At 49.8% G+C, this 11762-nt stretch carries 7 protein-coding genes and 1 pseudogene; 5 read left to right on the top strand and 3 right to left on the bottom strand.

Translation table 11 applies throughout. The annotated features are described in order from the left end of the window. Positions 1-134: 134 nt before the first annotated feature. From QUA13_RS32905 to QUA13_RS29335, 4 genes and pseudogenes are all read left to right on the top strand, one after another. Positions 135-329 (top strand): transposase family protein, encoded by a 195-nt coding sequence (locus QUA13_RS32905; RefSeq protein WP_445242756.1) that lies wholly within the window; start codon positions 135-137, stop codon positions 327-329. A gap of 2 nt (positions 330-331) precedes the next feature. Next, positions 332-712: a transposase gene (locus QUA13_RS29345; RefSeq protein ID WP_333204219.1), complete on the top strand. Its 381-nt coding sequence runs from the start codon at positions 332-334 to the stop codon at positions 710-712. 40 nt (positions 713-752) lie between these two features. After that, positions 753-1627 (top strand): IS630 family transposase gene (locus QUA13_RS29340; RefSeq protein WP_333204217.1). Its coding sequence is split into 2 segments (ribosomal slippage): positions 753-1082 and positions 1085-1627, totalling 873 coding nucleotides; the frame shifts between segments, so codons are not numbered across the junction. Positions 1628-1646: 19 nt separating this feature from the next. Continuing rightward, positions 1647-1979: pseudogene (locus QUA13_RS29335) on the top strand (ISL3 family transposase); the annotation flags it as partial. A 135-nt stretch (positions 1980-2114) separates the two neighbouring features. Here the strand turns inward: QUA13_RS29335 and QUA13_RS29330 are convergent. From QUA13_RS29330 to QUA13_RS29320, 3 genes are all read right to left on the bottom strand, one after another. Continuing rightward, positions 2115-4418 carry a DUF4231 domain-containing protein gene (locus QUA13_RS29330; RefSeq protein WP_333204213.1) on the bottom strand — a complete coding sequence of 768 codons (2304 nt, stop codon included), beginning with the start codon at positions 4416-4418 and terminating at the stop codon, positions 2115-2117. Positions 4419-4665: 247 nt separating this feature from the next. Then, on the bottom strand, positions 4666-6126 hold the full coding sequence (locus QUA13_RS29325; protein WP_333204211.1) for a DUF4231 domain-containing protein: 1461 nt from the start codon (positions 6124-6126) through the stop codon (positions 4666-4668). A gap of 393 nt (positions 6127-6519) precedes the next feature. Further along, positions 6520-6666 (bottom strand): hypothetical protein, encoded by a 147-nt coding sequence (locus tag QUA13_RS29320; protein WP_333204209.1) that lies wholly within the window; start codon positions 6664-6666, stop codon positions 6520-6522. 77 nt (positions 6667-6743) lie between these two features. On the opposite strand from QUA13_RS29320, the gene QUA13_RS29315 reads away from it, so the two are divergent. Continuing rightward, positions 6744-11414 (top strand): TIR domain-containing protein, encoded by a 4671-nt coding sequence (locus tag QUA13_RS29315; RefSeq protein WP_333204207.1) that lies wholly within the window; start codon positions 6744-6746, stop codon positions 11412-11414. Positions 11415-11762: the final 348 nt, after the last annotated feature.

Genomic DNA, 11762 nt, shown 5'->3' with positions numbered 1-11762 from the left:
TTTTTATGTATGACTGTACTTTAAGCCTTGGATAGCTTTCCTCGCCACTCACCCCAAAAAACTGTCCGGACTGTTGACGACGGCAGTTTTACTGTCCTATTTGTCAACGGTATCCCACAGAAAAATTAGATTGTTTGGACGTTAAAAGACGGCATACTCAACGATACGAACAAAATATTTATGAGCGTGTAAAACAATCGAGCATAGAGCAAATTGGACGAGAAGAAGGACTGAGTTATGACGAAATAAAAGGAATATTTGAGCATGTAAACACCCTCAAAAAAAACCGAATTGGCAACGGGTTAAACGAATTGGTCTCGATGAGATAAGTATGCGAAAAGGTCAAGGAAATTTTGTGACTGTTGTGAGTGACATCTCCGAAGGTAATTTAATTGAGATGATTGATTCTCATCGCTGTGAAAAAATCATTGAAGTCCTTATGGAACAAGCAATTGAGGTTCGTGAACAAGTTGAGGAAGTCAGTGTTGATATGTGGGGAGGATTCCCTAAAGTTATCAAAAAAGTATTCCCAAATGCCAAAGTTATTATTGATCGTTTTCATGTCATGAAAGTAGTTAATAAACACTTAAATAAGTTACGTAGAGCAGCCGGAATAACAGATAGGCAAAGTAAATATTTATTAGTAAGTAATCGAGTAAATTTGAAGCAAGAGCAGATTGATATAGCAACCGCCAAGGCGGTTATGGCGTAAACTGAGAATAATCTTTTTTGTTGCGGAGCGAGCACACGTCATGCCCCAACCATACAGCTACGACCTACGTCAGAAAGTCATTCAAGCTATCCAACTAGATGGCTTAAAGATTATTGAAGCGAGTATATTGTTCGACATCAGTCGCAACACGATCGGGCTATGGCTGAAGCGACAAGCCCAAACAAGGGACTTTCTAGCATTGCCCAACGAGCCCCCCGGTAATGGTCATAAAATTACCGATTGGGAAAAATTCCGCGAGTTTGCCTCATCTAATGGGGAGAAAACCCAGGTGGAGATGGCGAAACTTTGGGATGGAGAGATTAGCTCACGCACAATCTCACGAGCCTTAAACAAAATAGGTTTTACTCGAAAAAAAAGACTTATGGCTACCGCGAGCGGGATGAAGCCAAGCGGCAAGCTTTCATAGCAGAGTTGTCCACCATACTCCCGGACAAAATTGTTTATGTTGATGAATCAGGGATGGATGACCGAAACCAGTATGATTATGCTTGGAATGACCGAGGTAAAAGGTTTCACGCACTGAAATCTGGGCGGCGGAAAGGTCGAGTTAATATGATTGCTGCCCTTTGCCAACAAAAATTGAGCGCCCCTTTTACGATTGAGGGAGCGTGCAATCGAACAGTTTTTGAAACCTGGCTAGAAACTTGTTTACTTCCAACATTGGTTACAGGACAAGTGGTGGTAATGGACAACGCCACATTTCATAAAGGCGGTCGGATTCAGGAATTGATTCAAAGTGCAGGATGTAGACTGTTATATTTACCACCATACTCCCCAGATTTCAACAAAATTGAACAATGCTGGTCTTGGCTCAAAAGTAGAATTCGTAAACTCAAGCATCAGTTTGATTCTTTGCGAGATGCGATCGAGGTTGTCTTACGCCTTGCGTCCTAACCGCCTTGGCGGTTGCTATAAATTAGAATTGACACTAGGAAAATCCGAATGTTTGCGAATTGCGTATGAGATGAAAGAAAAATTTAGAGAAATATATGAGAATAATTTGACGGTCCAAAAAGGGCAGAAGAAAATCAAAGAATGGCTAAATCATGCACAAGTATTTTTTAGAGAATCTGCATCAACAATTGAGAATCATTTTGAGGGCATTTGCAACTACTTTCTTCATCGCACCACAAGTGGAGTCATGGAAGGAATCAACAATCGGATTAAGTTGATAATGCGGCAAGGGTATGGTTTTTCTAATTTTAATAATTTTAGGAATCGCGTATTAGCTTGCTTTTCTGATTAGAGAAACTTATAACCATAAGTTCAGGAGAGCCATCCTGACTATGCAGGACTACCAACATCTGTAACTGTTACGTGTTTTGATGGCGGCGACTTCCAAAGTTGAAGCCATTCGGGAGTTCCGACGGGGTATCGCCAGTTAGGCACGCAGCACCGACTTCGCTTTTTGCAAATAGTCCCGGCGATCTTCGAGGCCGTTGTAACCCCCATTCACGCGGACGGTGACTCCTTCGAGGTCATCTCGATCGGCATACTCGTTGAGGTGTCGGGTATCCCAGTACCAGCCTGCGACCCAAATGGCAACCGGAATCTGTCCGACGAGTTGGGGTTGAGCGATAAAATCCTGATTCATTGCCTTAGAAAACTCCGCATAGTTCGCTCTTCCGGTCAGTTGCATTAACCCCCGTCCCTTAAAGCGGACGCCGTCGCCCGGTTGGGTGTTGCCCAAATCGTCCCGTCCCTCGTAGTCTTCACCAGAAGCATATTCTTCCATCGCATTGAAACAGTCCGACTCGTGAGCCACCTGAGCGATGAAATGGCAGATCCGCAGGGGCGTATTAATCTGGTAGTGATTGAGAACGTCGTTGACGCTGGAAGCCAGTTGGCGCAGGCGATCGCTCGGTGCATTCGATCCGGCAATCTGAATCAGTTGCTCGCCCGTCATATATTGGGCGCTTGCCGTCGGACTCGCAGCCGTAGCCGTACCAGAGGCGAAGAGAGTTTGAGCCGTTTGAGCAGGTGCAGTTTGAGCGGGTGCGTTTTGGGCGGATGTACCCGGTGGGTTATTGCCGTAAAACAGCCGTCCCCAGCCGGTTTTCGGACCATCTGCCGTCCAGCGACAGGCCAATTCCTGGCGAGAATAGGTCAATCCGCCGCCATCTTCAGAAACGTAGCCGTCCAACAAGTTGCCGAACGGATCGTTGATAATGTAATCACCGTCTGCCTTGCGACCGATCGCCACAATCATATGCCCGCCTGAAGGCGCAGACAGCGGCCCGTGATGCAGAATACCAATGACAGCAGGCAGTCCACTGGCTAGCGATTTATCCAGATCGTCAAAATCGAGATTGGTATTCCAGGTCGATTGAATTCTCAGTTCTGCCAGCGCCTGAGTTTGGGCGCTATGGTCGGTGGTATCGCCATACTTAATCACGTAATGGAAGTAGTCGTCATCCCCGGAAATGTTTGCGCCCAGGAACTTAGCCACCATCGCACAACTGGAGGTATTGCAAGTTCGGTAGGGTTGCTCCATATTGTCTCGTTGGGAGAAAAAGGGCACGGGCAGTTGAATGGCGCCGTTGCTTGCCGCTGGGGCAGAGGGAGCCGGGGCGGGGGGAGCCAGGGGAGCAGTGGGCGCGGGGGGAGGAGCGCTCATCATCGGACTTGGGGCGGGGGCCGTTGCACCCATCATCGGTGCTGGAGCTGCAAAGGTCGCCATCATCTGGCTTGGAGCGGAGGCCGTTGCTGCCATCATCGGTGCTGGCGCAGCAGAGGTCGCCATGAGATTGGCGCCACTAGACCCGGTATTGCCAACGATCGCGACATCGGGTGCGCTGACAAACCAGACGTTGCGGTTTTCAGGACCGAGTCCGCGATCGATCGCCACTTGCAGGTGATTGTTGTCAGCTTGAGCATACGACATCAAGCCAAAGCTGTTGCCGCCACCGACCAAAATCTTATAGTTATCGGGCAACAATGATGAATGTTGGGGACTGAGCTTGAATTCGGTATTCTGGCGAACTTGGAGAATGCCCGCAGCCCCAGGGGCAGGAAAGGCGGGAGCCGGAGTCCCCCAAAGCTGTTGCTGTTGCTGTTGGGGGGGCCGGACGGGTTCGGGTCGATCGAACAGGGTTTTATCGGTGGCGACAGTGTTGGCTGTCTTAAGAATTTGCTTGATTTGCTCGTTTTCTTTGGCTTGCTGCTGCTGCAACGTCGCGATGTAGTTTTGTACGTCGTTTTTGATGATACTTTCAACCCGGCTGGCAAAGGTCGCATAGCCGTCGATATGGTCGACCAGGTTGTCGTAGGAACCACTCAATTGCACGTACTGCCAGCCTTCAGCCTTGAGGTCTTCTGCCATTTTGCGATAATCTCGCCAGCGATCGCCATAGCGATGAAACTCATCTAGCGCTGCACTGACGGCTACCACCTGACTTAAGAAAAAGGGGACGTAAGGAAACCAATCGCGAAAGTATTCATTATCTTTAGACAGTTGCATATTAATCCCCACCAGAGCAGGCAGCACCACCCCGCTAATAATCGTCGTCAGACGCAATCGGTAGTGCATCCGGCGGCACTGATCCGCTTTTTTATCCGCCCACACTACCTGATCGATCCAGCGCTGTTTGAGCGACTGTTTGTAGAGGTTGGGGAGTTTCAACTGTTCGACTAAGCTTCCCAACTCTTCGCGCAGGTATTGTTCGTAGGTCTTTTTCTTAGCCATCGGGATGTCCTGTTAGAGGGTAGAGGGCTGGGGTACATCTGAGGTTAGGCCAAATCCGCATATGCGACCTATCTTTTAGGTTGATCGACAGGTTCCTCAGAAAATAATAGCTAGAGACCGACTGTTAAGAGCTTGATTCTTGGAGGAGGCATTCAGTCCCGGATTTCGGATACTCAATCCAGTCAGCATGATTAACTCTCAACGTAGGGGCGCACGGCCGTGCGCCCCTACTTTCAACTTTCAACTTTCAACTTTTCAGGCGGTAAATGGTACTCTTTCCACCGTAGGAGCCGTCAAAATCCGTATCGCTTTCCCACACAAAGCAAGCTCTAGAGGATGAGTTGGAGAGGACTCGACTGCAACCATCGGTCAGTCCAATCCCAATGTGTGCTTCTCCATCCGCAACCACCAAATCGCCCGCTTTCGCCGATTCTCTCGACACCTGTTGTCCTCGCCCTTGTTTGAGTGCGTCCAGAACTGCTGGAACGTAATTGGGATTGGCGCCAAGTGGGCTGAGGCTTGCAGCCTGCATGACTTTGTTGACCGTCCAGGCGCAGGCGTTGTTGCCGCCATCAGGGCCGTCGGCCGTAGACATTCCCCGCAGTTTGAGGGTGGAGGCGAGGATGCGAGCATTCAGGTCGGCGATCGCGGTTTGCTGCACCGGAGCGCTGGCAGAGGGGGCTGCTGCAAACGCGGCAGGAGGCTGGGCAAAAGCCATTTGCGTCGGTGCCGGTGGAGGCGCAAACGCGGCAGGAGGCTGGGCAACAGTCGGCTGAGGCATTGGGGCACTCGGTGCGGGTGGGGGTGCAAAGGCCGCGGGAGGTTGGGCGAACGCGGTTTGCGGCATCGGGGTATGCTGAGGGGGGACTGGTGCGATCGAGGGTTGCCCTGGAGCGTTGAAAGCCGCAGGTTGCGCTGGGATTCCCATTGCTCCATAGCCATTGTTAGGCTGGTTGGCAGCCCCGTAAGACGGCTGTTGAGGGGCAGGAGTGGGTCTGGCAAACAAGGTTTTATCGGTGGAAACATTCTCGACGGTTTTCAGGATGTGCTTGATTTGCTCTTGCTCCTTAGCCTGTTTTTGCTGCAACGCCGTGATATAGTTTTGTACGTCATTCTTAATCAAGCTTTCGACCCGACCTGCAAACAGGGTATAGACATCTTGGTGGGTTGTAGATTGGTTGTTCTCAGTCCGGGGTTTGAGGGCTTTCCAGTCTTCGACGCTGACTTCGGACATCCGACTGCGCGACAGGGGAGGCGGACTATCGTCTTCTTCGTGGGTTTTGTAGCGATAGGGGCCGCTCAATTGCAGGTATTCCCAGCCTTCTGCTTTGAGCTCTTCGGCTAGTTGTCGGTACTCGCGCCAGCGATCGCCAAAGCGCATAAATTCTTCCGCTGCCGCACTGACTGCGATAATTTGGCTCAAGACAAACGGGACGTAAGGAAACCAAAAGCGAAAGTATTCATTATCTTTGCCCAGTTGAAAGTTAATTCCAACTACGGCAGGCAACAGTACGCCACCAACGATCGCCGTCAGGCGCAAGCGATAGTGCCAGCGACGGCATTCTTCGGCTTTCTTATCCGCCCAAACCACTTGATCGAGCCAGCGACTTTTCAGCGACTGTTTGCAAAGATCTGGTAGCTCCAGTTGCTCGACCATATCGGTCATTTCTTGGCGCAGGTAGTCGTAATACGAGGTCTTTTTCGCCATGTGGACTTCTGTTTAGATGCACTATATTGTTTAGATTCGCGGCGTTGCTGAATACAGGTATGAATTCAAGATTTCGGCATTGCTATAAGCCCGCTTGAGGGTGAGTTTTGTAAAGCTCTCCTGAGTTTTAGGTGATAGTAAAAATAAAACTTCCCGTGGGAAATGCCCGAAAGCCTGTGTGAGCCAGACGCTCCCAGTACCGTTTCCACCACCAATTGAGAACAGCCCATCTATTCGTCTATTAGAGAGTTGCTGACGAGAATATTGATGCCCTATGGCTTCTTGATTAAGTGCGATCGGACAAAAACATCATACCATAGATAGATGACCCAGCAATGAGGATTTATAATCACGGCTTGCTGAATCAGTGGGAAAAGTAAACACTGTATGGGTTCACGGGGTGACAACCCCGTCAAATTCATCAGCTTCCCAAAAATCGGTGTAGCAGATGGCACACTGGCGGTAAACTGCCAGTTTAGATGTTGTTCGAGTCCCATCCAATCCGATCGCGTGAGGTTGTGCGGTTTTGCGGTCTACCATTCGCCCTCTCTACAATGTTTGAATTCAATGATGGAAATTTCCCGATTTCCTATTCCTCATTTACCTATCCCTTCCTCATGAAAACAATATTTGACGCTTTTATATCTTACGGACGAGCAGATAGTCTAGGTTTCGGCAGAAAGTTATACGAGAGATTAAAAGAACAAGGGTTGAATATTTGGTTCGACCAAAACGATATTCCCCTGGGAGTCGATTTCCAAAATCAAATAGACGACGGCATCGAGAAAGCGGACAACTTCTTATTTATCATCGCACCGCATTCGATCAACTCGCCTTATTGCGGCAAGGAAATCGAACTGGCGATTCGCCGAAACAAACGGATAATTCCCTTACTGCACGTCGAACAGATCGATCGAGACATTTGGCAGCAGAGAAAGCCGCAGGGAACCGACGAGGAGTGGGAAGCCTACAAAGCCAAAGGATTGCATTCGAGTTTTAACAATATGCACCCGGCTATAGGCAAAATTAACTGGGTGTATTTTCGCGAGGGAATTGATGACTTCGATAAATCTTTGACCGGATTACTTGAATTATTAAAGCGCCATGCCGAGTATGTAGAAAAACATACGCAATTTTTAACCAAAGCCTTAGACTGGGAACGGCAGCAAAAACAAAATAGATGGCTGTTAGTGGGCGACGAGAAAAAGCAAGCGGAAGCTTGGTTAAAAATTCATTTTAACGAGCAGCAGCCGCCTTGCCTTCCGACGGACTTGCATTGCGAATACATTACTGAAAGCATCAAGAATGGCAATAACTTGATGACTCAGGTGTTTATCTCTTATTCCGAGCGGGACCGGGAAACAATGGAGAAAATTCGCAACAGTCTGAGGCGAGAAAGCTTGACAGTTTGGACGAATACAACCGATATTCAAACCGGAGAAGATTTTCAGAGGGCGATCGATCGGGGCATCGAACAAACCGATAATTTGGTCTATCTGGTTTCGCCCGACTCTGTAGAATCCGAGTACGTTCGCAAAGAAATAGACTGTGCCGTATCGCTCCACAAGCGAATTATCCCCGTTTTAGTTCGAGAAACGCCACCCGACTCGATTCCCAAGGCATTGCAGGGCGTGCAGTATATCGACCTTACCGACAACGTAGAAGAAGGCGATTACGTACTCGATGAAAGTCAATTGCTGAAGATTTTACATCAGGATGAAGCTTACTATAACGAGCATAAAGTGTTCCTAACTCAAGCCTTGAAGTGGGAGCGACAACATAAGAATCCGAGTATTCTGCTGCGAGGTTATAACTTGCGAAGTGCAGAGGCGTGGTTGAAGGTAGGGCAGAAACGGACGCAGCATTGCCCGACAGCATTAATTGAAGAATTCATTGCGTCAAGTTTGCGGCAACCGCCCTTGGAGTCCCTAGATGTTTTTATTTCTTATTCTCGTGGCGATTCGGATTTAGCCAGAAAGCTCAATAACGAACTGCAACTACAGGGAAAAACGACCTGGTTCGACCAAGAAAGTATTGCCTCGGGTTCGGATTTTGCGCGAGAGATAGAGCAGGGCATCCAATCGTCAGATAATTTCTTATTTATTCTGTCCCCGCAAGCGGTAAATTCACCCTATTGCGCGATGGAAGTGGAGTATGCAGCCAATTTGAACAAGCGGTTTGTGACGCTGCTGCATCGAGCGGTCAATTCAGCAGAATTGCATCCGGAGTTAGCCAAAGTCCAGTGGATAGATTTCAATCAAAACGATGGGGATTTTAATGCCAATTTTAATCGATTGGTCAGAACCCTCGATACAGACAGAGAACATTTACAGAATCATACGAAATGGTCTCAGCGATCGCTAGAATGGGAGCAAAAAAATAAAACCAACGATTTACTGTTGCGAGGAAGTGAATTGGCGATCGCCGAAGTTTGGTTGCAAGACATTCAAGCACAAAAGAAACAGCCGGTCGCGACCGAGTTACAAAAGGCATATATAGCCAAAAGTAGCACAGAAAAACGCAAAAATAAGATGCTATTAACGGCAGCGGCTGTGGGTGCGCTCTCGCTCATGACACTTGCCACTATTCTCACAACACTTGGGACAATAGAGGCGAAAAAGCAAACTGAAATTGCCAAGTTAGAGGAAAATGCTAGCCGCGTGCAGACTTTGCTCGATGCCGATCCCCTAGAGGCACTCATTTTGGCGATTAAAGCCACAGGTGAAAGCCAATCTGCATCGCCAGAGGTTCGCCAGGAGACGTTTGCCCAGGTGCAGTCTAGCTTGCGCGATGCCGCCGGGGATGCCAGAGAGCGCAATCTCCTTACGGGACAAGCCGGTGGAGTCAACTCATTAGCGTTGAGTCCAGACGGCAAAACCCTCGCCAGTGCCGGTAAAGACGGGACGATTCGCCTGTGGGATACCTCTGGCTATCCCATCGGTCAACCGCTCGACCCGTTGCCCAATGGGCTTAAAACCGCCCTCAATTCTGTGGCCTGGAGCCCCGACGGCAAAAAGATCGTCAGTGGCGATGATAAGGGGAGGATTCGCTTGTGGAACATCTCTGGTAAGCTCGTGGGCCAAGGCTTCAAAGGGCATCAAGGCGAGGTCTCGTCAATCCGATTTAGCCCCGATGGCAAAACGCTCGTCAGTAGCGGTTCTGACGGGACGATTCGCCTGTGGAACACGAATGGCTTGCCCGTCGGTAAACCCTTCACAGGGCATAAGGGTGGGATTAGCTCTCTGGCATTGAGTCCCGATGGCAAAACCATCGTCAGTGGCGGCAAGGACAAAACGGTTCGTTTGTGGACTCGTCAGGGTCAACCCATTGGTAAACCTTGGACGGGACATGAGGATGAGGTCGCGTCAGTGGCCTGGAGCCCCGATGGCAAAACCATTGCCAGTGGCAGCAATGACGGGCGGATTCGTTTGTGGGACACCTCGGGGAAACTCATCACTCAACCCTTCAAAGGGCATGAGGGTGCGCCGATTGGGTCACTCGCATTTAGTCCCAAGGGTAGAGCTATCGTCAGTGGGGGGATGGATGGAACCATTTCTGTTTGGAATCTTATGGGGAATTCTCTCCTGAGTCATGCCCTCATCGGGCACGTTGGCCCAGTCTTGTCCGTGGCCTGGAGCCCCGATGGCACAACCATTTTCAGTAGCGATGATAAGGGGAGGATTCGTCTGTGGGATACGGACGGCTACCTCATCGGTCAACCCTTCACCGGGCACAACTTTGGAGTATACTCAGCGGCCTGGAGCCCCGATGGCAAAACCATTGTCAGTGGTAGCTGGGACAAGACAATTCGCCTGTGGGATCGCTCTGGCAATCCCATCGGTAAGCCCTTTAAAGGACATCAAGGTACGGTCTTTTCAGTGGCATTTAGCCCCGATGGCAAAACCATTGTCAGTGGTAGCGCGGACAAGACAATTCGCCTGTGGGATAGCAAGGGCAATCCCATCGGTCAACCCTTCAAAGGGCACAAGGATGGGGTCGAGGCAGTGGCTTTTAGCCCAGATGGTAAAACCATTGTCAGTGGTAGCGATGACAGTACGCTCCGCCTGTGGGATCGGTCTGGCAATCCCATCGGTCAACCCTTTGAGGGACATACAAACTTCGTCATGTCCGCGGCCTGGAGCCCGGACGGCAAAACAATCGTCAGCGGTGACTATAACGGGAAAGTTCGCCTGTGGGATACTTCAGGCAATCCCATCGGTCAACCCTTAAAAGGGCATAAGGATGGGGTCTACTCGGTGAGATTCAGTCCGGATGGCCTCACGATCGTCAGTGGCAGTCGGGACAATACAATTCGCCTGTGGGATACTTCAGGCAGACCAATCGGTCAACCGTTTAAAGGACACACCAATTCAATCTACTCGGTGAAATTTAGCCCGGATGGCAAAACCATTGCCAGTGGTAGTTACGATCGGACCATTCGCTTGTGGGACACCTCCGGTCAACCCATCGGTCAGTCTCTCAAGGGACATACGGGTTCAGTCACTTCAGTTGCGTTTAGCCCGGACGGTAAAACCATTATCAGCGGCAGTACCGATGGCACGCTTCGCCTCTGGCACCTTGGCACTTGGCAAGATTGGCTGAAGATGGCGTGCAACCGATTAATCTTACATCCCGTTTTAGTCGCGCCCCAAACGCAGTTTGGTGCTGAGGATGCGGAAATGCTCTCCGTGGCGAAAGAGGCGGGGGAAACCTGTCAAAGGCTGGCCTGGAACGATGCGGAAAACGCCCAGTTTTTAGTCAATCAAGGTCGAGCGATCGCGGGGCAAGGCGATTTGGGCCTAGCCATTGCGACGTTCCAACAGGCCCAGAAATTATCGCCCACGATTGAGGTGCCAGCAGAGGACAGGGTTAAACGGTGGGCTGCTGAAGGTTCCATTAAAAAAGGGGAAAACCTAGTCCAAGAGGGTAAAGTTCAGGAAGCAGTGGATGCCTTCGAGATAGCAAAGAAGTTGGACGCAACTTGGAAGATCCCTCCAGAGTCTTGGGATAGGCTGTGTTGGTACGGTGCGCTGCACGAAGGGGCAAAGACCGCGATCTCGGCGTGCGATACGGCGGTGGCACTTGCACCGGGCAATGGCCACTTTCGATATAGTCGTGGGGTGGCCCGGGCGCTGACGGGGGATACGCCCGGGGCGATCGCAGATTTTCAAGCGTCTATCGAGGGCACGGATTCGGCAGAGAGCAAAAAACAGCGGCAAGGCTGGATTGATTCCCTGAAAAAGGGTGAGAATCCGTTTACGCAGAAGGAGCTCGATAAGTTGTTGTAATGAGTTCAGGGGGAACAGTTATCAGTTATCAGTCAACAGTGAATTGAATGGTTGTTAGAGCTTGAATAAATACCCAAATACTTTTCTAAAATTCTTCCGAGTTGTTGACCGCGATCTGGTTGACAGCGAAGGGAATTTTTTGTGAATATTTTCCAGAGGCCGAAAACCAAGGCTTAATGCTCTGGGAGAGTCAACCACAGTCAGCGTCAAAACTGACTATTCCCAACAACATAAAAGCGCTTTGAAGCACTCTAGTATGGAGTCGCCTCTACTTAACTGGAGTTTAGACTAAGCACAAATTTACTCAGAAGGAGCTGAGTAGAAATTATGGTGAATTTAGAGAGAGAT

Source organism: Microcoleus sp. S28C3 (assembly GCF_036700785.1).
In the GTDB taxonomy this organism is placed as follows: domain Bacteria; phylum Cyanobacteriota; class Cyanobacteriia; order Cyanobacteriales; family Microcoleaceae; genus Microcoleus; species Microcoleus asticus.
This window is presented reverse-complemented; position numbering and strand designations above follow the sequence as displayed.